The organism is Amycolatopsis vastitatis (assembly GCF_002234595.1).
GTDB classification, from domain to species: domain Bacteria; phylum Actinomycetota; class Actinomycetes; order Mycobacteriales; family Pseudonocardiaceae; genus Amycolatopsis; species Amycolatopsis vastitatis.
In genome coordinates, this window is sequence record NZ_NMUL01000027.1 from 1 (window position 1) to 22,816 (window position 22,816).

Here is a 22,816-nt window from a genome sequence, read left to right on the forward strand (position 1 = left end):
CAACGGCCTGCAGGACCCGGGCGAGCCGGGCGTGCCGAACGTGCCGGTGGTGCTGAAGGACGGCAACGGCAAGGAGATCGCGACCACGAAGACGGGCCAGGACGGGAAGTACCTGTTCGACAAGCTGCCCGATGGCGCGTACCAGGTGTGCTTCGACCGTGCCAAGCTGCCCCCGGCCTACGCGGACTGGCAGTGGACGAAGCCCGACGTGCCCGACGACGACGGCAAGGACTCCGACGCCGACCCGGCGACCGGGTGCACGCCGGTCACGACCCTCGGGATCGACCGCCCGGAGGACCTGACCCTGGACGCGGGCCTGGTCGAACCCACGAACCGCCTCGGTGACTTCGTGTGGAAGGACCTCAACGCGAACGGGCTGCAGGACCCTGGTGAGCCGGGTGTGCCGGACGTGCCGGTGGTCTTGAAGGACGGCAACGGCAAGCAGCTGGCCACGACGAAGACCGACAGCGGCGGCAAGTACCTGTTCGACAAGCTGCCGGGCGGGTCGTATCAGGTGTGCTTCGACATCGCGCACCTGCCGGCACCGGTGGCCGACTACAAGCTGACCAAGCCGGACGCCGGTGACGACGGGAAGGACTCCGACGCCAACACCGAGACCGGGTGCACCCCGGTGGTCACCCTCGGCGTGGGCAACCGGGAAAACCTCACCCTCGACGCGGGTCTGGTTTCGCCGCCGAACCGCCTCGGCGACTTCGTGTGGGCCGACCTGAACCGCAACGGCCTGCAGGACCAGGGTGAACCGGGTGTGCCGGACGTGCCGGTGGTGCTCAAGGACGGCAACGGCAAGCAGCTCGCCGGCACGAGCACCGGGCCGGACGGGAAGTACTCGTTCGACAACCTGCCGGACGGGTCCTACCAGGTGTGCTTCGACCGTTCGAAGCTGACGGGCAAGTACGCCGGCTGGCAGTGGACCAAGCCGGACGCCGGGGACGACGGCACGGACTCGGACGCCGGCCTGGCGACCGGGTGCACGCCGGTGGTCACCCTCGGCGTGGGCAAGCGCGAGGACCTCACCCTCGACGCGGGCCTGGTCGAACCCAGGAACCGCATCGGCGACTTCGTGTGGCTCGACCGCAACGGCAACGGCCTGCAGGACCCGGGTGAGCCGGGCGTGCCGGACGTGCCGGTCGTGCTGAAGGACGGCACCGGCAAGCAGCTGGCGTCGACGAAGACCGACAGCGGCGGGAAGTACCTGTTCGACAACCTTCCCGACGGCGGGTACAAGGTCTGCTTCGACACCGGCGGCCGCAAGCTGACCCAGCCGGACGTGGGCACCGACGACCTGCGGGACTCCGACGCCCAGCCGTCCGACGGGTGCACCCCGGTGCTCTCCGTCGGCCCGGCGAAGCGCGAAGACCTGGGTGCGGACGCCGGTCTGCTCCCGACGTCGGCCCCGGCTCCGGTCACGCCGCCGAAGAAGGGTCCGTTGGCCGGCACCGGTTTCCCCGGGTTCTGGCTCCTGGGCCTGAGCGGTCTGGCCGTGGCCGCCGGCATCGCGGCACTGCTGGCCGCGCGCCGGTCCCGCAGGATCGAATGACCGTCAGGGTGGGCGCCCGACCGGGCGCCCACCCTTCACCCCAGGGTTCCGGCAAAGTCTTAGCGCCCCTTTCCGAACCCCGAACCGGCGTGAACGGCGCCCCACCCAGACCTCCCCCTGGCACCCCGATACGAAGCCAGAACACGGCCGGTAGTGCCGGGTCAAGGCACGCTTTCCCGCCTTGACGCGGTGCTGCCGGCCGTAGTCACAATCCAGCTTCGGGGTGGTGGATCAACGAGGGTTTGCAGAGTTCACGCAAGCAAGCCGTGGCCGAGCGGGACGTCGGCGCTGAAGCCGGGCAGGATCAGGAAAGTGGCCGACGCGGTCGTCGTCGCGTAGCGCAGGAGGGCGTCGCCGTCGCTCATCCGGTGCTGGGTGGCCACGAAGGTGCGCAGTTCCTTCTGGAACGAGATGAACAGCAGGCCCTCGTCGGAGTTGTACGACCGCCGCAGCATGACTCCGGCGCCGACGGTGAGCGGGTGGGCTCGCCGGATGTGCGCGTCGGCCGGGATGAGGTACTCGCCGTCCGGGGTTTTGGCCCCCAGGTCGAGTTCGGGGCCGGACAACGGTTCCGCGGTCGCCTTGCGGCGGCCGATGACCTGCTCCTGGCGCGTCACCGGCAGCGCGTGGAAGGCCGCGGTGTCCAGCCGCATCGACCGCACGACCGCGATCGTGCCGCCGCGGACCGCGGGCGGGCCGTCGAGCCAGACGTCGGCGGTCAGCTCGGCGTCGCTCTTGGGCACCACGATGCCGTCGGCGAAGCCGAGGACGTTGCGCGCGGAACCGTCCGATGCGGACGGTCCGCGGAAGCCGGTTTTCCGCCACCGCGGGGTCAGTCCGGTGCCGGCCGTCAGCTCGGTCACCGCGAGGGCGGCGACCAGAGGCTCGTCCGCGCACACCTGCAGCAGAAGATCGCCGCCGCGGTGGTGGTCGTCGACGTCGTCGCCGGGGAACACCGGGAGGTCCTGCGCGCCGGGCAGGTCCGGCCCGGCGGCCGCGACGATCCGCGGGCCGAGCCCGGCCGTGACCGTCAGCCGCGCGGGCGGGAGGTCCGCGAGCGCGGCGTCCCCGCCCGCGCACAACGCCGCCGTCCGCCGCCCGAGCGTGGCCAGGAGGGCGCCGAGCCGGGCGCCCGGGGGAACGTCCCAGACGGACACGTCGGCGTGCCGCTGGGGCGGTGCGGGCCGCGCGATCCCGGCCTGCTGCGCACCGAAGACGTCCACCACTCCCGGGTCCGAGGCGGCGGCCGGGGCGGAACAGGCGGACAGCAGGCCGGCGGCACCGGCGCTGAGCAGCAGCGCGCGGCGGGACAACGGGGGAGGAGTGGCCACGCGCGGATTGTGCCGCCTCGCCACCGCGGAACCGGTGGTTGTCACTCCACCAGGTGGCATTTCGCGTCGTTCGGGCTGCGCGGTGCGGAACACTCCTATGGTTTCGCCGTGCGTCCGCTTCCCGTCCTCCTGCTCTGCGCGCTGGCCGTCGCCGGCTGCGCTTCCGCCGACCGGTCGTTCCGGCCGGACGCCGCCGGAACCGCGACCATCCGGGTACCGCAGGACGCGCCGACCGTCCAGCAGGCCGTGGACTCGGCGCGGCCGGGCGACCTGGTGCTCGTCTCCCCGGGCGTGTACCGCGAGTCGGTGCGGATCACCGTGCCCGGCCTCGTGCTGCGCGGCACCGACCGGAACCGGGTGGTGTTCGACGGCGAAGTGCGCCGGGCCAACGGGATCGTGGTCACCGCGCCGGGTGTCGCGGTGGAAAACCTGACCGTCCGCGACCACGTCCTCAACGGCGTCCTCGTCACCGGCATGGCCGACGAGACCGGGGGACTGGCCAGGGGAAGCGACGGCTACACCCGCCTCGACCCGGCGAAGTTCCCGCCGGTGCAGGGTTTCCGCGTCTCGTACGTGACGGCGAGCAACAACGGGCTGTACGGCGTTTACGCGTTCGACTCCCAGCACGGGCTGATCGAGCACAGCTACGCCTCCGGCAGCGCGGACTCGGGGTTCTACGTCGGCCAGTGCAACCCGTGCGACATCGCGGTCCGGGGGAACGTCGCCGAACGCAACGCGGTGGGCTACGAGGGCACGAACGCGTCCGGGCGGATGTCCGTGGTGGGCAACCGGTTCGTCGGCAACCGGGTGGGCCTGTCGGCCAATTCGGACTACCAGGAGGCGTTCGTGCCGCAGCGGGACGCCGCGATCGTCGGCAACCTCGTCGCGGCGAACGCCCAGCCGGGCAGCCCGGCGCAGGCCGACGGCGGGTTCGGCGTGGGCATCGGCATCGCCGGCGGCACCCGGAACCTGCTGGCCCGCAACCTGGTCACCGGCAACCCCGGCGCCGGGATCGCGCTGGCGTCGGCCGAAGACCTGGCGCCGTCGGACAACCGGCTGGTCGGGAACGTGCTTTCCGGCAACGGCGTCGACGTCGTCTACGCCGCTTCGGACCGGGCGCCGGGGAGTGGCAACTGCCTGCAGGACAACGTCCTGACGAGTACGGCCCCGGACGGCCTCGCCGGGACGATGGCCTGCCCGGCGCCTCTCGCCCAGGCCGCCGGCGTGCGGCTCGCCCTGCCCCCGGCACCCCGCGGCGTGCCGTTCCCCGACGTCGCCGCCCCACCCAGGCAGCCGGACCTGCCCGCCGCGGCGACGGCGCCTCCGCGGCCGGCGCGGGGACTGCCGGGGCCGGTCGACCTCGACAGCTACCCCGTGCCGCCGCTCGCGCTGCTGGCCGAGCACGCCGGGGTCAAGCCGTGAAGCGCCTGGCGGCGCTGGCCGCGGTGCTCTTGGTGGCCGCGTGCGGCGCCGGCCCGCAGCCCCGGCCGCTGTCCGCGGCGGAGGCGGAGCGGCTGGCGCTGGCCCGGTTCGCGAACTACCGGTTCCGGGCGGAGAACTTCACGGCCACGGTGCCGACCGGCGCCGGCCGGATCGCTTTGCGGGGACGGGTGGACTTCGTCGAGGGCCTGGGCTACGCGGAGATGAGCACGGACGGCCGCCACGACGACGCGTCCGGTGGACTGCTGCAGTGGACGCCGTCCGCGGTGGCCTTCCGCGGCGGCCCGGGCCAGACGGCGACCGACCCGCCGCCGGCCGACCGCTGGCAGTACCGGCCGCTCCAGCAGGGCCCGGAACTCGACACGGCGCTGCGCCTCCTGCTGGGGCTGGGCACGGACCGCCCGGACAACGTCCAGCTGCTCCGGCAGAGCTCGGCCCGCTGGGTCCGCACCGACACGGTCGGCGACACCCCGGTCGACGTCATCGACGGACCCCAGCCGGCCCACCCTCAGGAGGCGGCGAAGGCGGCCCGGGTCCAGTACTGGCTGGACACGGCGGGTCTGCTGCGCCGGGTCGAGGCCCGGGTCGGCGACCGGCCGGACCCGGTGGTCGTTTCGTTCGCGCCGGCGGCGTCTCCGGCGCCGGGACCGGTGGCGGCATTTGCGCGCTGAGGGGGCGGGTGTCGTGAGTGAGAAACAGTGTTAGAACCCTGTTTCTCACCCACGACAAGCCGCGGCGCCGGGGAGTCTCAGCGGGTCGGCCGGGGGAGCCGCCGCAGGTGGTCGGGGCGCCAGTGCCGTCCGCGCCGTGGGGTGCGCCAGTGCCGTCCCCGTGAGGGCCGCACCGGACCTCGGGCGGCGACGAACGCCGGGCGGTGCTCGGCGAACCGGTCCGCCGTCAGCCCCATCAGCACCGGATACCGGATCTCGCCGCGGAGCAGCTCGGTGTCGCGCGTCCTGCCCTCTTCGCGGAAGCCCAGCTCGCCGTGGAGGGCCAGCGAGGCGAAGTTGCCGCCGTTGACGCTGACCTCGCACTTGCGGTAGCCGCGCAGCTCGAACATGACCGCGAGCAGGGTCGTGACGGCGTCGGCGGCGTACCCGCAGCGGCGGTGCTGCGGCCCGATCCCGATGCCGTAGCTGAACCGCCCGGAAGCCGGGTCGGCCTGGACCCAGATCGACCCGACCAGCGTCCGGTTGTGGAGTGTCTCGATCGCGAAGTGGAAGTCGTCACCGGAGCCGTCCTCGCCGCTGCGGTGCGTCGCCCAGTGGCGGTAGCCGCCGATCTGCGGGTCGCGGACGCGGGCGGAGTCCCGGTCGAACCCGATCAGGGTGCGCCGGTCCGCCGGGCGGACCTCCCGCAACCGCACCTTCCACCCCGCCCAGCTCATCGCCGGTGATGGTAGCACCGAGGCGATATTGGTTGGCTCACCCAACGAATCTGCTATCGTTGGTTGAGCCAACAGAAACGACAGGAGCCAAGCCATGATCGAGCCGTTCCGCATCGACGTCCCGCAGGCCGACCTCGACGACTTGCACGACCGCCTCGCCCGCACCCGCTGGCCGAACGAAGTGGCCGGGGCCGGGTGGGACTACGGCTTCCCGCTGGCGCGGCTGAAGGAGCTGGCCGGTCACTGGCACACCCGCTTCGACTGGCGCGAGCAGGAAGCCGCGCTCAACGAGCTCCCGCACTTCACCACCGAGATCGAGGGCCAGAACATCCACTTCGTCCACGTCCGGTCGGCGAACCCGGACGCGCTCCCGCTGGTCCTCACCCACGGCTGGCCCGGGTCGTTCCTGGAGTTCACCGACGTGATCGAGCCGCTGTCGCGCGACTTCCACCTGGTCATCCCGTCCATCCCGGGGTACGGCTTCTCCGGGCCGACGCACGAGCGCGGCTGGGACGTCGTCCGGATCGCGCGGGCGTGGGCCGAGCTGATGCGCCGCCTCGGCTACGACCGCTACGGCGCGCAGGGCGGCGACTTCGGCTCGGGCATCTCGCTGGCGCTCGGTGCGGTGGCCCTCGAGCGGGTCGTCGGGGTGCACGTGAACTTCCTGCCGACGCGGCCGGACCCGGGCGACGGCGTCGAGCTGTCCGAATCGGACGAAACCCGGCTGGACAAGGTCCGGCAGCTGGTGGCGAACCGGCCGCCGTACCAGGCCTTGCAGGCCGTGACCCCGCAGACGATCGGCTACGCGCTGACCGACTCGCCGGTCGCCCAGCTCGTCTGGATCGCCGAGCGGTTCGCCCAGTGGACGGATCCTCGTTCGGGGATCGGCGACGGCCGGCTGCTCACCGACGTTTCGCTGTACTGGCTGACCGCCACCGCGGCTTCTTCGGCACGGCTGCACCACGACGCCCCGCGAGCCGCCCAGCCGTGCCCGGTGCCGGTGGGGGTGGCGGTGTTCGCGCACGACATCACGCTGCCGGTGCGCCCGCTGGCCGAGCGGCGGTACGACATCACGCACTGGTCGGAGTTCGACCGCGGCGGCCACTTCGCCGCGATGGAGGTGCCGGACCTGTTCGCCGCCGACGTCCGCAAGTTCTTCCTCGACCTGCCGGGCGTGTAGGCTGGGGGTGTCCGAGAAGCTTCGTGTGCCGGTGGCGGCCGCTGACGGCGTGCCCTGCCACCTCACGGACAGTCCGGCACCTCGATCGTGATCAGCCGCGACCAGTCGTCCCGGCGACGCACTCCACGTCCTCGATGCCATCGTGAACCGGTGGCATCCGCGAAAGGAAACTCCATCAGTAAATCCACAGTGGACACTTTGTTCAGTCACCCGGTCGCCGAGCAGCCCCGGCCCGAAGCGCTCACCACGTCCCAGGACGACCGGTACGGGAGCCTGTTCCTCCAGCCGGTGTACACCCCGGCCCATACCGGCGGGCACACCGACAATCCCTAGCTGGGCATTCCTCCACTTTGGACGAATCTTCGGCTTTGTCCGTGTGGAGCCGGGAGAAAGCCGGGGCAGCGCATGACTTCCACCAGGCGCGAGGGCGACACCTGGGATCTGGCCTCCAGTGTCGGCGCGACGGCCACGATGGCCGCGGCGGCCCGTGCGATCGCGACCCGCACGGACCGGCGGCTCATCGACGACCCGTTCGCCGAACCGCTCGTCCGGGCGGTCGGCGTCGACCTCCTCACCCGGCTGGCGAGCGGCGAAGTGCCGCCCGGCGACCTCGTCGAGGAGGTCTGGATCGATGTGGCGAAGATCCGGACCAGGTTCTACGACGAGTTCTTCCTCGAAGCGGCGAACGCGGGCATCACGCAGGCCGTGATCCTGGCTTCCGGGCTGGATTCCCGCGCGTACCGGCTGCCCTGGCCGGCCGGGACGGTGGTGTACGAGGTCGACCAGCCGCGCGTCGCCGAATTCAAGACGCGCGCGCTGGCCGAACTGGGTGCCGAGCCCACCGCCGACCGGAGAGTGGCCGCGGCCGACCTGCGCGACGACTGGCCCGGCGCACTGCGCGCCGCCGGGTTCGACCCGGCCCGGCCGGTCGCGTGGAGCGCCGAAGGCCTGCTCGGCTACCTGCCGCCGGAGGCGCAGGACCGCCTGCTGGACACCATCACCGAACTCAGCGCGCCGGGCAGCCGGCTGGCCACCGAAAGCAAGCCCAACCCGCGGCCGGGCGACGAGGACAGGACGAAGGACCGCCTGCGGCGCATTTCCGAGCGCTGGAGTGCGCGGAGTTTCGACACCGACATGGCGAGCCTGCGCTATTACGGTGAGCGCAACGAGGCGGCTCCCTACCTCGCCGACCGCGGCTGGGCGCTGGACGCGATCACGATCCGGGACCTGCTCGCCGCCCACGACCTGCCGCCCCTGAGCGACGACGACGCCCGGATGGGCGACATGCGGTACGTCAGCGGCACTCTCGAGAAGAAGTAGCGCCGGATCAGCTGCGGCCGAGCATCTCGGCGGTCAGGACGTTGCCGCCCAGCCCCCACCCGCCATCGGCGACTTCGTCGACGAGCACGAGGGTGGTCGCGCGGGCGCGTTCACCGTAGACACCGACGTACGCGTCGGTGACGGCGTCGATGAGCTTCTTCTTCGACTCCGGCGTCAGGGTGTCGGCGGGGACCTTGAGGTTGGCGAAAGGCATGTCGTTCCCTTGCTGGAGTTAGTGGTGATATCTACGCATCGTTTCGATGATACGACAACCGTAGCACGGAGCTCGAATCGACGCTAGCGCGGTGTCGTATCATCGATTCATGGTGTCTGACACAGAGACGGCCCGTCGCCGCCGTCGCGGCGCGGTAGGCCCGGCCGACGACGTCACGGTGCGCACGGCGCTGGTGGAGACGGCCGAGCGGCAGCTGGCCGGCTCCGCGGACGGCGACATCGCCACCCGCGCGGTGTGCGAGGAGGTCGGCGTGACCCAGCCGGTCCTCTACCGGCTCTTCGGGGACAAGCGCGGCCTGCTCGACGCGGTCGCCGACGCGGGCTTCGACCGGTACGCGCGGCGCAAGCAGGAACTGGAGGTCACCGGCGACCCGGTGGCCGACCTGCATGCGGGCTGGGCCGACCACATGTCGTTCGCGGCCGAGAACCCGGCGCTCTACCAGCTGATGTTCGCCCCCCGCCCCCAGGCGGCCTCGACGGCCCACCGGCGCATCCTGGAGTTGCTCGAGGCGACGCTGGTGCGATGCGCCGCGGCCGGAGCCTTGCGGACGACACCGCACCAGGCGGCCCAGCTGGTCTTGTCGGCGAACGTGGGGGTCGCCCTGGGCCGCATCGCCCAGCCGGCCCTCTACGACGACCCGGCCTTGTCGGAGCGCGCCCGAGACGCGGTCTTCGCAGCGATCCTCACCGACGCGGAGACCCAGCCCGGCCCCGACCCGGTCGGCGCGGCCGCCCGGCAGCTGCGTTACCGACTTTCCCTCAGTGGTACGGAAAACCTGGAGTCGGCCGAGGCCGCGTTGCTCGACCGTTGGCTCGAACGGCTCGATCAGCTGGGCTGACTCGGCCCGCCGGACGCGAGCCGGCTCCGATCACGTTCCGGGCGTGGCGTCAATGAATGTCTGTCAGGTTGACTCGTGAGGTGGTGCTCACCCGTTTGCGGCTTCCGGCCGGTTCGGTGTCTCTGCTACTTTTCGACCGCTTTGGGGGAGATCCAGAGCGGGGCCAGGGCGGTAAGCGCTCTCTTCTTTCTTGTGCGTACTGGGAACTCGTGCGCGCGTCCCCTCGTGGCGGCCGGGGTGTTGTCGTGGGCTGGGGAGGGGCGAGTCGGGCGGCGAGTGCGGCGGAGTCGCTGGCGGGTCAGGCTGCGGGGGCGGCGCGGCAGGCGCGGGATGCGGCGAACGCGTCGGCGGCGCATGCGGATGCGGCCGCGACTGCGGCGGATCAGGCGGCTGCGGCGGCGGATCAGGCGAAGAAGGACGCGGATGCCGCGGGCCGGTATGCGGCGGCGGCGAAGGTGTCGGCGGACACCGCGACCACGGCAGCGACGCAGGCGGCGGCGTTGGAGAAGACGTCTCGTGATGCGGATGCGGCGCGGTTGGAGGCGCAGAAGGCGCAGGCGATCGCGGACGCGGAGGCGGCGAAGCAGGCTGAGGACGCGCGTACGGCGGCGGGGGATTGGAAGGCGGGGGAGGCGGCGAAGCGGGCGGCGGAGACCCAGCGGCTGCTGGATGAGGCGGCGAACCCGGCCACGGCGCCGGAGACGGTGATCCTCGACATCCGCAAGGCGGCGGTCCAGCTTCTTGACAGCGGCGGCCCGTGGACCAAGGCCGCCGCCGCCTCGACCCTGAGCGGCGAGGAAGCCGGCCTGCGCGAGTTCCTGCGCAACGGCCTGGCCGTTTCCACCAAGCAGGACAACCGTGCCAGCGTCGTCGCGCTCGCCGACGAGACCACCAATCCGCGGTACAAGCAGGCCGCGCTGACCGCGTTCGCCGGAGCGGACGCAGGAGTGGCCGATTTCCTGCGGACCGTGCCTACCCCGGCAAGGCCGACGACGACCGGATCGCCGCGCAGCTGATCCTCAACAACGGCGGCCCGGCGACCAAGGAGGCCGCCAACCGGGCCCTCAGCGGGACCGCCGGCGACGTCGCCGAATTCCTGCGGACCGGGCAGTACGTGGCGGCCGAACACGACGACCGGATCGTCGTGACCCAGGCCCTGACGAACGGTGGTCCCGAGGTCAAGGCGGCCGCCGAGGCCGCGCTCGCCGGCCCGGTGTCGTACCTGAAGGACTTCCTCGGCACCGAGCGTTTCAAGGCGGAACAACGCGACATCGACACCACCACGCACGCGGCCGACGTCCACCGGTACGTCACCGAGGCCGCGAGCATCGCCGCGAACGCCCAGGCCGACGCGGCGCGGGCCGCCGAAGCCGCGGCTCGCGCCCGGAACGCCGCGACCGAGGCGGCCGCAGCGGCCGACGAGGCCCGCCGGCAGGTCGACCAGGCGAAGATCTATGCCGACCAGGCGAACGAGTCGGCGAACCAGGCGCAGAAGTCCGCGGAACAGGCCGCCGAATCGGCGAGGCAGGCCCGGAACGCGGCGCAGAGCGCCCAGCAAGCGGCGAGGAGCGCGGCGAATTCGGCCGTCCAGGCCCGGGCTTCGGCCACGCGGGCGAGCACGGCCGCGAGCTCGGCCCAGCAGTACGCCGAGCGAGCCCGTGCCGTCGCCGTCGAGGCGGGCAAGGACGCCGCCGAAGCGGCCAAGGCGGCGTCGGACGCGGCCAAGTTCGCCGCGGACCGTCAGAACGAGGAGGAACAGCGGCGGCAAGCGAGCGGGCAGGGGCAGTCAGGCCCGCTCAGCGCCGAGGACGAAGCGGCGTTGCGCGCCGCCGGCGGACAGGACTTGGTCGGCTCAAGATCGGCAGCTCTTGGCGCAAGCAGGCCAAGAGCACGTTCGCATTCGCCATTCGATCCGGTCGTATTCCGTACTTTCACTTCGAGGGACCGCCGGATCCCGAGGTGCTCGTCAAGTTGGCTGAGTACGAGCGACGGTATGGTATCAAGGCTGTTGTCGACATCGGACCGCTTGGGTGATTTGATTGTATGAATTTCATGGCTGGTTTGGGCTGGCGGAAACTCCGGAAGAAATCGAGGACGAGCAATTTGACGGCCTGTTGGCCGAGCTGCGTGTGAAGGTGTCCGAAATAGACTGGTCTTCGGGTGAGGCGGCACTCAAGGTCTTCAACGGCCTGCACTTCTTGACAGTGCACGGCGTGCCGAACCGGCGCCGGGACGAAGAGCGCGAGCTGACCGCGCTCTTGGAGTACGTCGCTCGGCGCTTTCCCGGGTCTTGGGGCATGTTGTACGAACGGTCGGACGACATGGACACGCCGCCTGGCCCTGGCGCTTTCCGGGTGCGAGTCATGGCTCGCGGTGAAATACGCCAGCGCTTGGACCCGTTTCTCTCTCCGGTCAGGCCGGTAATCGAAGATTGATTGTGGGTGACGGGCCGACGCTGGTGACGGCCGCCATCTTCGCCAACCGCGCCCGCCGGCGCGGGATCGCGCCCACCATGGCGGGATGGCGTTCACCGAACCACCTGATCCCGGCTGCGCGCGCCCTGGCCGGGACAACCGGCCGGCCAGCTGGGACTCCCGGCACTACGGGTTCGTGCCGCGGGACAGGATGGTCGGCGTGGTGGTGCGGCTCGTGTCCCGTGAGTGACGGCGGGGCGGCAGCCGGCGGCCCCAAAGCGACGCGGCGGCGACGGAGGCGGCCAGCAGGGTGACGCTGCCCGCGATGTCGAGGACGTAGTGGTTGCCCGTGGCGAGCACGTCGGCCGCCATGAGCAGCGGGAACAGCCATGGCACCAGCGCCAGGCGCGGATGCGTGCCCCGCAGCGCGGACCATACGGCGAACGCGCACCACAGCGACCAGCCGACGTGCATGCTGGGCATGGCCGTGTAGTGGGTGGGCCGCGTCCAGCTCTCCACGTGCAGGAAGTCGTACCGGGCCACGACGTCGACGGTACCCGGCAGTGCGAACCGCGGTGGCGACATCGGCACCGCCCAGTAGACCGGCAGGACCAGGACCATCATCGCGACCATCGTCCGGCGGACCTGGCGGTAGACGGCGGCGTGCCGGACGAACACCCACAGCAGGACACCGGCGACGACGACGTAGTACAGCCGGTACAGGTACACCGCCGACTGGCTCAGGACCGGATTCCCGGCCAGCCAACCGTTCACGCTTCGCTCGATGTCGATGTGCATCGCGTGTTCCGCGGACTGGAGGGCCAGTGCGTTGGCGTTGGCGGCCGCGAAGTCCTTGCCCACAGCGGCATCGAGACGCGCGAAGAGCAGGAACCAGAGCAGCAGCAGGCTCAGCTCGGCGAGCACGGCAGGTCGCCCGCCGATACTCCGGATGAGCGCGCTTGCCCGGATCCGCACGCGGTCACCCTAGCCGACCGCGGGTCTCGCCGTGACCGGTTTCACGGAGGACGACAGCGCGGCGGCGTGATAGTAATTGGTTCCGGCTGGTTGTTCTGGGGGAACACATGGGCGAACTCGACCACACCTTCGGTCTCGTGCCGGTCAGCTCCGTCCCGCCGTCGGACTACGAGTACCGGGCGGTCGTCAACCTGTTCTACCCGGACGTCACCAACCCGTCCACTGTGGTCCGGGTGTGGGAGTTCCTTCCCGGGATTTTCCTCGAAGAGAACCTCGATCGCGACCTCGAATGGGTGCACGCCGTCAAGCCGGGCAGGGAGGTCGCGGGACGCGGGGCGAGCGAACGCGAGACCGTGCGGATCAGCGAGGAGGCCGCCCGCCGGTTCGAGGCGATCCAGGCACTCCGCGCGCGCACCGAACCCGAAGGCCCGCGGTATCGGTACTACGCCCTGCTGAGCGAGTTCCACCCGGCCGTCGCCGACCCGGCGTGCGTCGGCCGCAAATGGGACGACGGCAACGGCTATGTGATCGAAGAGGTCTACAGCATCAACTGCGAATGGGTGCGCAACTGGGGGTGGTCCGAGCGCAGTGAATGTGTGGAGATCGACGAATCCGCGGGCCGGCGCTTCGAGGAGATCCAGGCCGAGCGGTACCGGGGCGACCTGCCGCCCGGCGGCAGGTTCGGCTACGCCGCGATTGCCCGGCCCGGGAGCCGGGACGAAGTGTCCAGCCTGGTCCGCTGGTGGACCGGCAAGCACGGGTTCCGGCGGGAGGAGGACTTCCACCCCCGGGACAGCCGGTGGCGTGAAGGCTTCACGCTGTCGAACATCGACGCCGGAAGCTTCTTTTCCGACGCCAGAGCCACGGAGATCTCCGAGAAAGAGGCTGAACGTCTCCAGGGCGTCCTCGTGGCGCGGCACCGCCCGTACTTCGAGAAGGAAGCACGCGTCTACGAGTACTTCGCGATCATTGGCGAAGGCCGCCCGGTGGAAGACCCGCTCACCGTGATCCGCGTGTGGACACCACCGGAAGGCGAGCCGGTGGAGGAGCAGTACAGCGAAGAACCCGGAGTCGGCTGGGTGCCGTCGGATGTGCGGAGCGGCGTGGCCGCCAACGCGGTGGTGCGGATCGACGAGCGCCGGCGCTACCAGTTCGGTGTTCTGCAGTACCAGCGCGACCGGCGCCGGCACAACTGGCCCTGACGCGAGCGGGCTCGGTCCGGCACCGAGCCCGCCCTGCGTCACCGGGTCAGCGCTGCAGCGTCAGCACACCCGGCTTGTACGGCAGGAGGCCGTAGTCCGTGCCGTCGGAGCTGGGGTCGCGACCCTGGTAGAGCATCTGCAGGTTGCAGGGGTCGACGGTCTTCGTCTGGTCCGGGTTGGTGCGGACCAGGTCACCGTGGCTGATGTCGTTGGTCCAGGTGGCGCCGCTGTTGGCCTTGCCCGCGAAGGGATTGCTCTCGGTCGCGGCCTGCGGGGTCCACGAACCGCTCAGGCTGGTGGCGGTGAACGAGCGGAAGAAGCGGTGCTCGTTCGTCCCCCGCGCTTCGACGATCATGAGGTACTGGTTCTGGCCCTGGATCTTGTAGACCTCGGGCGCTTCGAACAGGTTGAGGGGAGTGTCGCTCATGATCTTCGTGTACGACGAGCCGAAGCTGCCCGGGAAGTTCCCGATGGGCATGGTGGCGCGGTAGATGCTGCCGTTGTCGTCGGCGAAGAACAGGTACATGTTCGTGTCGTCGCCGATGATGGTCTGGTCGATCGGAGCTCCACCGGAGATGGTGCCGGTGAACAGGGTCTGCGGTGCGGACCAGCCGTTGGGGTTGGTGGGGTCGCTCGAGGTGCGGTAGGAGAAGGTCGGCCCGCCCCACTGGTAGGCGAGCACCCAGATGTTCTTCGGGGCGAAGTAGAACAGCGTCGGCGCGATGGCACCGATGGACAGCGTGTTCTGGCCGGCGGTGGCCATGTCGGACCAGTTCGTGAAGGGGGTGAAGCTCATGGAATTCCAGCTCGACCCGGTGTCGTGCGTCGTGCCGTAGACGACGTGCTTGCCGTTGTAGACGACGTTGGTGAAGTCCTTGAGCGCGACCCACCCCGACTTCGGGTTCGCCAGCGGGCCGGTCGACGACCAGCGGTACGTCGACGGCAGCGTGCAGGTGCCGCTGCCCCCGTCGACCTGGACGAGCTGCCACTGCTGGTCGTTGCCGGCCGCACTGCTCACCTGCACCACACCGGCGCCGTCGGCCGTCGAGGCGCCCTGCACGTCGGCCACCTTGCCGCTGTTGCGGTTGACCAGCCGGACGTACCCGCTGCCGGCGTCGGCGAGGCTGAACTGCTGGTTGGCGCCGCCGTTGTCGGTCCACTGCACCACGGCGGCGCCGTCGGCGGTGGAGGCGCCCAGCACGTCGGCGAGCTTGCCGGAGTGCCGCGCGCGCAGCTTGTAGTTGCCGCCACCGGCGTCCACGAACTGGAACTGCTGGTTGGTGGCGTTGGTCCGGGTCCACTGGATGAGGTTGGCGCCGTCGGTGGTGGACGCGCCGTTGACGTCGAGGGCCTTGCCGCTGTTGCGGTTCAGCAGGACGTACCAGGCGGTGGTGTCCACAGTGGCGGCCGACGCCGAGGTGGGGGCCACCGTGAGCAGCCCCGTCACGACCGTCACGACCGCCGCGGCGGCCAACCCCGGGCGCCACCGGCGGCGCCACCTCGAGGTCCGCGCAAACCCGACCGACATGAGCATCTTCCTTTCAGGAGGGAGCCGCATCGGCGCGGGCCCCGGCGACACCCACGCACGGACGACGGTCCAGCGAGGCGTGTTAGCGCTAACATTTCCGATGACGAACCAGGCGGGGGACATGGGGGATGGAGGGGTAAGGGGCCAATCGGCGGTACGGCTGACCGCACCACGAGACTGTGAACGATGGCGCCGACGGCGTCAAGATGTAACGGGGAGGTTTTCGGCGGAAGTCCGGCGTGACACGGCGGGCCTCGCACGGTCCGCGGGACGGGCGATCGTGGTTCACCATGGACCGCCGCGAGCCCGGACCGCCGGGACGGAAGGCTCGAACCCGGCGAGTCGAGTGTGCGGACTCGCCGGGTTCGAGGCTACTCGGGCCGGATCGGACCCCGATGGGCATCCGGTCCGGCCGCGTCCGGGCTACATCGAAATGCCGCCGAGAACGCCGTGGACGATGTACGCCGCCATGGCGAGGAGAGAACAACTTGATCATGACCCTACGCTCGGAAAACCGGTGGGCCCGGCTTCAAACAGGTGACCGCTCGCCTGGACGGAAAAGTCACCCGGAGCCGCCCGAATGGCCGGTAGCTGTTCCGGAACGCGAATCATCGCACCACTCGGACGAGCTAACGTCCGCTCGGCACCCGGGTGATCGGCTCCGCTACTCGAACACTCCGTAGCCCGCGACGGCGTGGGCACGGACGCCGTCCATGTCGAGTTCCACGCCGATGCCGGGAGTGTCGGGAAGCGTGATGTACCCGTCTTTGACGATCGAGCCGCTTCCGTCGGGGGCGTGGACGTAGCTGTCCCACACCGCGCGCTCCTCGAGGGCGTGCCATTCCTGGACGAAGAAGTTGGGGATCGCCGCGCACTGGTGCGACGTGGCCATCGTGCCCAGCGGCGTCGACACCAGGTGCGGTGCGAAGGGAATGTAGTGCAGTTCCGCGAGGTTGGCGATCTTCTTGGCCTCGGCGAGACCGCCGCACTTCGGCACGTCCGGCTCGATGACGTCCACGGCGCCGCGTTCGAGCAGTTCGCGGAACCCCCATCGCAGGTAAAGGTTTTCTCCCGCACAGATCGGCGTGCGGGTCTGCGCGCGCACCCGTACCAGCGCGTCGACGTTCTCCGCCGGCAGCGGCTCCTCGAGCCACATCAGGTGGAACGGCTCGAGCTCCCACGAGATCCGGCACGCGCTCGGCACGTCGTAACGGGCGTGGAGGTCGATGGCCAGGTCGACGTCTGGGCCGATCGCTTCCCGGACGGCGGCCACGCGCTCGACCATCGAGCGCAGCTCGGCCGCGTTGATCGTGTGGTTGAAGGCGTCGAACTTGGCCGGGTGGTGCAGGTCGTCGATGTCGAACTTGAGGGCGGTGAAGCCTTCGGCGACCATCCGCTGGGCCCGGTCGACGCACCCGGCGATCGAGCCCGCCGGGTCGTCGCCGTCGCCGCAGTCGGCGTAGAGGCGGATCCGGTCGCGGAACTTCCCGCCGAGCAGCCGGTGGACCGGCTGCCCGGCGGCCTTACCCGCGAGGTCCCACAGCGCGAGCTCGATCCCGGACAGGGCGATCACGAACACCCCGCCTTGGGGGCCCGCGAAAACCTTGCTGCGGCGCAGCTTCTCCCAGCACCGCTCGACGTTGCGCGGGTCCTCGCCGATCAGCAGGGGTGTCAGGGAGGCGATCATCCCGACGACGGCGCCCGCGCCGGCATCGGGGTTGGCCTCGCCGAACCCGCTGAGGCCTTCGTCGGTGTCGATCCGCACCAGCGTGGCCTCACCGTGGTAGGCCACCACCGCCGTCGTGACGTTCACGATCCGCATTGCTCTCCCGCCGCCGGGTAGTGCCGAAGAACGGACTGTCGCGAGGTCCAACTTGTCCTATAAGCTGATGACATGCCAAGGAGACAAGAGTCTCCGGACGCTGTCAAGGTCCGGACTCTTCCGGTGCAGGTGGCGGCCCACCTGACCCGGCGCATCGTCAGCGGCGAAATCGAGGACGGCCGGGCCCCGTCGGAGCTCGAGATCTCGAGTGAGTTCGGGGTGTCCCGCGTGGTGGCGCGGGAGACGCTCAAGATCCTCGCCTCGCTCGACATCGTCGACGTCGCGCAGGGCCGCCGCGTCGTCGTGCGCCCCCGCGCGGAGTGGGACTACCTGAGCCCGTTGCTGATCGAGTGGCTGCCCGCGGAGAGCGTCGAGGAGCTGCTGCAGGAACTGCACCAGATGCGCGCACTGCTCGAGCCCGAGCTGGCCGCCATGGCCGCGGCCAGCATCACCGACGAGACGCTGGCCCGGCTCGGGGACGAGATCGGCCGCATGGCGGCGCTGGAGACGGACCCCGAGGCCTACCTCGAGGTCGACCACGAATTCCACATGGAGATCTGCCGGGCGGCCGACAACCGCATCCTCGACCGGATCATGTACTCCGCCCGCTGGCTCGGCACGGCCAGCCGGCGCGTCACCAACGAGGCGCCGGCCGGGCTGCACCGCGCCACGGCCCAGCACACCGAGATTTACGAGGCGCTCGTGGCGCGCGACCCGGCAGCGGCCCGCGCGGCGATGCGCAAGCACCTGAGCAACAACTACTCCACGCTCGTCGCGGAGAAAGAAAAGGAACAGCGAAGCAAGCGGGCCGCCCGGCGGCGTTAGCGCACTGCACGACCCAGATCCGGAACCGATGACGAGGACGGACGAGGCATGGCAGCACCGGCGATCCCACCGATCCGGCTGGGGCTGATCGGCACCGGTCTCGCGGTCGAGAAGCTGCACTGGCCGGCGTTGCGCGGGCTCGCCGATCGGTACGTGGTCACCGCTTTCACCGACGCTTCCGCCGAGCAGTGCGGGAGGTTCGCCGGCTACAGCGGGGTCGACCCGGCGAAGGCCGCCGCCGACCGGGCCGCGTTGCTGGCCCGCGAAGACGTGGACGCCGTGCTGATCTCGGTGCCGATCCCGCACCTGTACGAGGTGGCGTGCGACGCGCTCGCGGCAGGCAAGGACGTGTTGTGCGAGAAGCCGGCCGGCGTCGACGCGGAGCAGGCCGCGGACTTCCTCGCCCTGGCGGCCGGGCATCCGGACCGCACCTTCATGGTGGGCGAGAACTACTTCTACCGCGACGACCTGCGCTACGCCCGCGCGTTGCTCGACGATGGCGCGATCGGCCGCCCGCACCTGATGGCGTGGCGGTACGCCGTGCGGTCGGTGCCCCGCGCGGGCGGGTTCACCGGCACGCCGTGGCGGCAGCGGCCGCAGTACCGCGGTGGCGTGCACCTCGACTTCGGCGTGCACCACATCGCCCAGATCCGGCTGCTCTGCGGCGACATCGCGCGGGTGCACGGTGCCGTGCAGGCGGCCAACAGCACGGTCGACGCACCGTCGGACCTCGCGCTCAACCTCGTCTTCGCAGGAGGCGCCATCGGCAACTACACCGCGTCCTTCCCCGAGATCCCGGTGCCGTCCGAACCCAACGACATGCGGCTGTACGGCACCGAAGGCGTGCTCGTGCTCGCCGGATCCGAGCCGGAGTGCCGCGTGACGCGCAGCGGCTCCGACGCCACCACCCACACGACAGTCTTCCGCGGCAGCGACAACGGCTACCGCGCGGAGCTCGTCGACTTCGCCGATGCCGTGCAGTTCGGTGCCCGGCCGGTCGGCAGCGTTGCCCAGAGCGTGGCCAACGCGATGGTCGTCCAGCGGGCGTTCGACTCCGCGGAACGGGCGGCCGTACTGGCGCTCGACCCCGTGCCCGGCGCGGGCCCGGTACCGCTGTGGCGGCCCCGTGGCTCGGCCGGGCTGTTCGACGGGCTGCCAGGACAACGCATCAGCAGTACGGCGTCCTTCGCCGCATGAAAAGACCCAGCTTTGAAGACTCACAGCTTTGAAGACTCACAGCGCGGCACTCGCCCCGCTGTCCCGCCGGTTGCACCGTCGCCCCGTCGGTATGAGGAGTTGTCATGGAAGAGAAAACGGACTGGTCGAGACGCTCGTTCCTCGGGATGAGCGCGGGGCTGAGCGCGCTGGGGGTGCTCGGTCTCGCCGGGTGCGGGAGCAGTCCCGCCCCCGCGCCGCAGGTCGACGTCCAGGTGCCCAAGGCGCTGCTCGATCAGGCGGCCGCGCTCCGCGGCGGGTCGGTGGGGATGCTCTCGCAGAAGCTGTACTCGGAGGCCGCGAACAAGGCGCTGGACAGGTCGCTGCAGGTGTTCGCACAGGCCACCGGGACCACGATCCGCAACGACCTGGTCTCCGGCGACGCCGGCGACATGGTCGCGAAGATGGACGCCGAGGTCAAGGCGGGCACCAACCGCGATCTGGCATTCATGAGCGACCGGCGGTTCGTCGGCCAGCTGCACAACCTCGGCGCCCTCACCGACGTCACCGACGTGGTCATGGAGATGAAAGCGCTTTACGGGGACCCCGCGACGGAGGCGAACGACTACTGCGTGTTCGACGGGCGCTGGTTCGCGATCCCGTACCACTTCATCGCGTCCGGGATGTACCTGCGCAAGGACTGGTACCAGGAGAAGGGGCTCCCGCTCAAGCCCTACTACTCGTGGGAAGAGCTGCGCGACAACGCATTGGCGGTTTCCGACCCGGCGAAACGGCGCTTCGGCTGGGGCCTCACGGTTAACCGCTCCGGCGACGCCAACGGCTTCATCCAGAACGTCATCAACACCTACGGCGGGGCGATCGCCGACAACACCGGCACGAAGGTGGTGTTCAACTCGCCGGAGACCGTCGCCGCCGTCACGTTCATCGGCGACATCTACACGAACCCGAAGTACGCGCCGATGCTGCCACCCGGGATCGGGAGCTGGACCGACTCGAGCAACAACGAGAACTGGCTGGCCCAGATCCTGGGGCTCACGCTCAACCAGTACAGCGTCTACGCCGACTCGAAGACCAAGAAGAACCCGGTCTACGCCAACACCCACGCGTTCAACGGCGCCACCGGCCCGGCGCTCGACCGGCCGCTCGCGTACGGCGAGTCCAACTCCTTCGTCGTGTTCAAGGGGGCGAAGAATCCCGACCTCGCCAAGCTGGTGGCGAAGTTCATGGTCGGCGGGAGCGCGCTGCTCGGTGTCGCGAAGGAAGCGCCGTGCCTGGTCAACCCGTCGTGGAGCAAGGTGTGGGACTCCGACCCGTACTACACGAGCGGTGACCCGGCCTTCCCCGTGTTGCGGGAGCAGACCCGCGCGCAGCTCCCGGTGACCACCAAGACCGGTTACGCCTTCCCCCAGGCCCCGAGCCCCGGCGAGCAGGCGGCCCTCGCCGCCTACCTGCTGACCGACATGATGCAGTCGGTCATCCAGGGCACCAAGCCGGCCGACGCCGTCGCCGCGACCCACGGCCGGATCGTCCAGATCTTCGAGCAGCAGGGCTACAAGCAGTGACCGTCCTGCGTCCGAAGAGGACACCGCCGGCGCCGGCCCGTCCGGCGCCGGGCGCGTCGTCCTCGCTCACGCCGGTGCAGCGGCGGCTCGGGCGCGACTGGCGCCTCGCCGCCGTGTTCATCGGGCCGACGCTGGTGCTGGTCGCCGGCCTGATCCTGTTCCCGATCGTCAGCTCGGTCTTCACCAGCGTCACGGAGCGCCACGGTGCGGAGACGGTCTTCGTCGGGCTGGACAACTACACCGACCTCATCGACGACGCCTTGTTCCACAAGGGCGTGCTCAACTCGTTCGTCTTCACCGCGTACGCCGAGATCTTCAAGGTGACCTTCGGTCTCATCGCGGCGTTGATGCTGCACCACATGCGCCGCGGCCGGGCGCTCATCGCCGGGGTGATCCTGCTGCCGTGGGTGGTTCCGACGGTCGTCACGGCCTTCACCTGGCGGTCCTTGCTCGACCCGATCTTCGGCAGCGTCAACGTCCTGCTCACCGACTCCGGAATCGGGCCCGGCCTCGCCGCGATCGGGCTCGTCGACAAGTGGCCCGCGGAATGGCTGTCCGACCCCGCGCTCGCGCTGCCGTCGGTCATCCTGGTCAACGTCTGGAAGGGCATCCCGTTCTTCACGGTGACGTTCCTCGCCGGGCTCAAGGCCATCGACAGCGGTCTCCACGAGGCGGCGATGGTGGACGGCGCCTCGCCGTGGCAGCGCTTCGTGCACATCACGCTGCCGGGGCTGCGCCCGGTCATGATCGTGACGGTGCTGCTGTCGTCGATCTGGACGTTCAACAACTTCGACCTGATCTGGCTGATGACCCAGGGTGGCCCCGGGGACGCCACCGCCCCGTACGTGATGGTGGCGTATTCGAAGGCGATCCAGCAGCTGCAGCTCGGGGCGGGAGCCGCGGTCACGCTGGTGATGCTGCCGGTCATCGGCATCCTCGTGGTGATCCTCGTGCGGATGATGCGACGCAGCGACCTGCCGGGTGCGGCCGACCTGGGGCGCAGGCGGCTGAGCCCCGCCCAGCGCAGGGCGCTGCCGTGGGTGATCGTCGCGGGCTCGGTGCTCGTGCTGGTCTGGGCGTCGCCGCAGATCGTCTGGAAGGCCGCGCTCGTGCTGGGCGTGTTCGTGGTGCTCGCGGCCGTCGTCGGACGGGTCGTCTCCGCGTTCGCCGTGCGGGGCAACCGGCTGGCCGCACGCCTGGTCGGCGGCACCGGCTCGGGGATCGCGCTCGTGGGCCTGCTGGGTTTCGTGCTCGCCCCGCTCTACTGGATGACCGTCACGGCCTTCAAGTCCGACGACCAGATCGTCGCGCGCACCGACGACCTCTGGCCGACCCCGTGGAGCACCGAGCAGTTCACCAACCTGTTCACGGGCAAGGCGTTCGGCACCTGGTACGTCAACACGATCCTGGTGTCGGTGGCGTCCACCGTGATCGCCCTGGTCTGCGCGGCGCTGGCCGGCTACGCGCTGGCACGGCTGAAGTTCCGCGGTTCGGAGAGCTTCACGGTGACGATCCTGCTCACCTACGTGATGCCGGGCGCGCTGCTGTTCATCCCGCTGTACCGGATGATGAGCGGGATCGGGCTCAACGATTCGCTGTGGTCTCTCGTACTCGCCTACCCGACGTTCACCCTGCCGTTCGCGACGTGGCTGCTCGTCGGCTACTTCAAGTCGATCCCGGCCGACCTCGAGGAGGCCGCGCTGGTCGACGGCTGCACGCGGTTCGGGGCGTTCCTGCGGATCGTGCTGCCGCTGGCCAAGCCGGGCCTGCTCGCGGTCGCGCTGTTCACGCTCACCAACGCGTGGAACGAGTTCCTGTTCGCCTTCGTGTTCATCACCAAGGACGACTACAAGACGCTGCCCGTCGGCATGCAGTCGATGATCTTCAGCGACGTCGTGCCGCAGGGGCAGCTGGCCGCGGCCTCGCTGCTGATCAGCATCCCGGTCGTGCTCATGTACGGGTTCGGGCAGCGCTTCCTGACCGAGGGCCTCACCGCGGGGGCCGTGAAGGGATGAGCGCGCTC

Annotated in this window: 22 protein-coding genes and 1 pseudogene; 17 read left to right on the forward strand and 6 right to left on the reverse strand. The window is 70.4% G+C overall.

Annotated features, from left to right (window positions below; translation table 11 throughout):
• Positions 1-1,558 (forward strand): SdrD B-like domain-containing protein (locus CF165_RS25890; RefSeq protein WP_276209742.1); only part of this gene is annotated, 1,558 nt, incomplete at its 5' end.
• 251 nt (positions 1,559-1,809) lie between these two features.
• On the opposite strand, the gene CF165_RS25895 is transcribed toward CF165_RS25890, so the two are convergent.
• Positions 1,810-2,889, reverse strand: a complete 1,080-nt coding sequence (locus CF165_RS25895; protein ID WP_167441571.1) for a Dyp-type peroxidase — start codon at positions 2,887-2,889, stop codon at positions 1,810-1,812.
• 108 nt (positions 2,890-2,997) lie between these two features.
• Between CF165_RS25895 and CF165_RS25900 the strand changes: the two genes are divergently transcribed.
• On the forward strand, positions 2,998-4,311 hold the full coding sequence (locus tag CF165_RS25900) for a right-handed parallel beta-helix repeat-containing protein (protein ID WP_205660969.1): 1,314 nt from the start codon (positions 2,998-3,000) through the stop codon (positions 4,309-4,311).
• On the forward strand, positions 4,308-5,000 hold the full coding sequence (locus CF165_RS25905; protein WP_093950172.1) for a hypothetical protein: 693 nt from the start codon (positions 4,308-4,310) through the stop codon (positions 4,998-5,000). The genes CF165_RS25900 and CF165_RS25905 overlap by 4 nt, the downstream gene beginning before the upstream one ends.
• 77 nt (positions 5,001-5,077) lie before the next feature.
• On the opposite strand, the gene CF165_RS25910 is transcribed toward CF165_RS25905, so the two are convergent.
• Positions 5,078-5,716, reverse strand: coding sequence for a GNAT family N-acetyltransferase (locus CF165_RS25910; RefSeq protein WP_240521786.1), 639 nt, complete (start codon positions 5,714-5,716; stop codon positions 5,078-5,080).
• 94 nt (positions 5,717-5,810) lie between these two features.
• Between CF165_RS25910 and CF165_RS25915 the strand changes: the two genes are divergently transcribed.
• The 3 genes from CF165_RS25915 (at position 5,811) to CF165_RS25920 (ending at position 8,216) form a co-directional block, all read left to right on the forward strand.
• Complete coding sequence (locus CF165_RS25915; RefSeq protein ID WP_093950174.1) at positions 5,811-6,896, forward strand: epoxide hydrolase family protein; 1,086 nt, start codon at positions 5,811-5,813, stop codon at positions 6,894-6,896.
• Between the two features lie 150 nt (positions 6,897-7,046).
• Complete coding sequence (locus CF165_RS50375; protein WP_143268661.1) at positions 7,047-7,229, forward strand: hypothetical protein; 183 nt, start codon at positions 7,047-7,049, stop codon at positions 7,227-7,229.
• 72 nt (positions 7,230-7,301) lie between these two features.
• A complete protein-coding gene (locus CF165_RS25920) occupies positions 7,302-8,216 on the forward strand; it encodes an SAM-dependent methyltransferase (protein ID WP_093950175.1) in 915 nt (304 codons plus the stop codon).
• Between the two features lie 7 nt (positions 8,217-8,223).
• On the opposite strand, the gene CF165_RS25925 is transcribed toward CF165_RS25920, so the two are convergent.
• Positions 8,224-8,430 (reverse strand): tautomerase family protein, encoded by a 207-nt coding sequence (locus tag CF165_RS25925; RefSeq protein ID WP_093950176.1) that lies wholly within the window; start codon positions 8,428-8,430, stop codon positions 8,224-8,226.
• A gap of 109 nt (positions 8,431-8,539) precedes the next feature.
• Between CF165_RS25925 and CF165_RS25930 the strand changes: the two genes are divergently transcribed.
• From CF165_RS25930 to CF165_RS52795, 6 genes and pseudogenes are all read left to right on the forward strand, one after another.
• Complete coding sequence (locus CF165_RS25930) at positions 8,540-9,289, forward strand: TetR/AcrR family transcriptional regulator (RefSeq protein ID WP_093950177.1); 750 nt, start codon at positions 8,540-8,542, stop codon at positions 9,287-9,289.
• 245 nt (positions 9,290-9,534) lie between these two features.
• Complete coding sequence (locus CF165_RS52790; protein ID WP_093950178.1) at positions 9,535-10,305, forward strand: ALF repeat-containing protein; 771 nt, start codon at positions 9,535-9,537, stop codon at positions 10,303-10,305.
• A pseudogene (locus CF165_RS53830) lies at positions 10,305-10,535 on the forward strand (ALF repeat-containing protein); the annotation flags it as partial. The gene CF165_RS52790 and the pseudogene CF165_RS53830, both read left to right, overlap by 1 nt.
• A gap of 659 nt (positions 10,536-11,194) precedes the next feature.
• Positions 11,195-11,323: a hypothetical protein gene (locus tag CF165_RS53835; RefSeq protein ID WP_369126865.1), complete on the forward strand. Its 129-nt coding sequence runs from the start codon at positions 11,195-11,197 to the stop codon at positions 11,321-11,323.
• A gap of 5 nt (positions 11,324-11,328) precedes the next feature.
• Positions 11,329-11,724, forward strand: a complete 396-nt coding sequence (locus CF165_RS25950) for an Imm7 family immunity protein (protein ID WP_093950180.1) — start codon at positions 11,329-11,331, stop codon at positions 11,722-11,724.
• An 85-nt stretch (positions 11,725-11,809) separates the two neighbouring features.
• A complete protein-coding gene (locus CF165_RS52795) occupies positions 11,810-11,953 on the forward strand; it encodes a S26 family signal peptidase (protein WP_240521788.1) in 144 nt (47 codons plus the stop codon).
• On the opposite strand, the gene CF165_RS25955 is transcribed toward CF165_RS52795, so the two are convergent.
• Complete coding sequence (locus CF165_RS25955) at positions 11,890-12,678, reverse strand: phosphatase PAP2 family protein (RefSeq protein ID WP_093950181.1); 789 nt, start codon at positions 12,676-12,678, stop codon at positions 11,890-11,892. The genes CF165_RS52795 and CF165_RS25955 overlap by 64 nt on opposite strands.
• A 107-nt stretch (positions 12,679-12,785) precedes the next feature.
• Here CF165_RS25955 and CF165_RS25960 point away from each other — a divergent pair, with 107 nt between their 5' ends.
• A complete protein-coding gene (locus tag CF165_RS25960) occupies positions 12,786-13,880 on the forward strand; it encodes a hypothetical protein (RefSeq protein ID WP_093950182.1) in 1,095 nt (364 codons plus the stop codon).
• Between the two features lie 46 nt (positions 13,881-13,926).
• Here the strand turns inward: CF165_RS25960 and CF165_RS25965 are convergent, their stop codons facing one another.
• A complete protein-coding gene (locus CF165_RS25965; protein WP_093950231.1) occupies positions 13,927-15,408 on the reverse strand; it encodes a non-reducing end alpha-L-arabinofuranosidase family hydrolase in 1,482 nt (493 codons plus the stop codon).
• Between the two features lie 664 nt (positions 15,409-16,072).
• The gene (locus tag CF165_RS25970; RefSeq protein ID WP_093950183.1) at positions 16,073-17,230 is read right to left on the reverse strand and encodes a mandelate racemase/muconate lactonizing enzyme family protein; all 1,158 of its coding nucleotides are present in this window, start codon (positions 17,228-17,230) and stop codon (positions 16,073-16,075) included.
• Between the two features lie 72 nt (positions 17,231-17,302).
• Here CF165_RS25970 and CF165_RS25975 point away from each other — a divergent pair, with 72 nt between their 5' ends.
• From CF165_RS25975 to CF165_RS25990, 4 genes are all read left to right on the forward strand, one after another.
• A complete protein-coding gene (locus tag CF165_RS25975; protein WP_240521789.1) occupies positions 17,303-18,055 on the forward strand; it encodes a FadR/GntR family transcriptional regulator in 753 nt (250 codons plus the stop codon).
• 48 nt (positions 18,056-18,103) lie between these two features.
• A complete protein-coding gene (locus CF165_RS25980) occupies positions 18,104-19,252 on the forward strand; it encodes a Gfo/Idh/MocA family protein (protein WP_093950185.1) in 1,149 nt (382 codons plus the stop codon).
• Positions 19,253-19,356: 104 nt separating this feature from the next.
• Positions 19,357-20,793 carry an extracellular solute-binding protein gene (locus CF165_RS25985; RefSeq protein ID WP_093950186.1) on the forward strand — a complete coding sequence of 479 codons (1,437 nt, stop codon included), beginning with the start codon at positions 19,357-19,359 and terminating at the stop codon, positions 20,791-20,793.
• Positions 20,790-22,808 (forward strand): ABC transporter permease, encoded by a 2,019-nt coding sequence (locus CF165_RS25990; RefSeq protein ID WP_093950187.1) that lies wholly within the window; start codon positions 20,790-20,792, stop codon positions 22,806-22,808. Before CF165_RS25985 ends, CF165_RS25990 begins: the two co-directional genes overlap by 4 nt.
• Positions 22,809-22,816 lie beyond the last annotated feature (8 nt).

Coding starts and splice junctions, on each gene's coding strand:
- CF165_RS25975 (WP_240521789.1), top strand. CDS start 17,303: ATGCCAAGGAGACAAGAGTCTCCGGACGCTGTCAAGGTCCGGACTCTT.
- CF165_RS25925 (WP_093950176.1), bottom strand. CDS start 8,430: ATGCCTTTCGCCAACCTCAAGGTCCCCGCCGACACCCTGACGCCGGAG.
- CF165_RS25970 (WP_093950183.1), bottom strand. CDS start 17,230: ATGCGGATCGTGAACGTCACGACGGCGGTGGTGGCCTACCACGGTGAG.
- CF165_RS25965 (WP_093950231.1), bottom strand. CDS start 15,408: ATGTCGGTCGGGTTTGCGCGGACCTCGAGGTGGCGCCGCCGGTGGCGC.
- CF165_RS25985 (WP_093950186.1), top strand. CDS start 19,357: ATGGAAGAGAAAACGGACTGGTCGAGACGCTCGTTCCTCGGGATGAGC.
- CF165_RS25920 (WP_093950175.1), top strand. CDS start 7,302: ATGACTTCCACCAGGCGCGAGGGCGACACCTGGGATCTGGCCTCCAGT.
- CF165_RS25910 (WP_240521786.1), bottom strand. CDS start 5,716: ATGAGCTGGGCGGGGTGGAAGGTGCGGTTGCGGGAGGTCCGCCCGGCG.
- CF165_RS52795 (WP_240521788.1), top strand. CDS start 11,810: ATGGCGTTCACCGAACCACCTGATCCCGGCTGCGCGCGCCCTGGCCGG.
- CF165_RS25915 (WP_093950174.1), top strand. CDS start 5,811: ATGATCGAGCCGTTCCGCATCGACGTCCCGCAGGCCGACCTCGACGAC.
- CF165_RS25960 (WP_093950182.1), top strand. CDS start 12,786: ATGGGCGAACTCGACCACACCTTCGGTCTCGTGCCGGTCAGCTCCGTC.
- CF165_RS25980 (WP_093950185.1), top strand. CDS start 18,104: ATGGCAGCACCGGCGATCCCACCGATCCGGCTGGGGCTGATCGGCACC.
- CF165_RS25930 (WP_093950177.1), top strand. CDS start 8,540: ATGGTGTCTGACACAGAGACGGCCCGTCGCCGCCGTCGCGGCGCGGTA.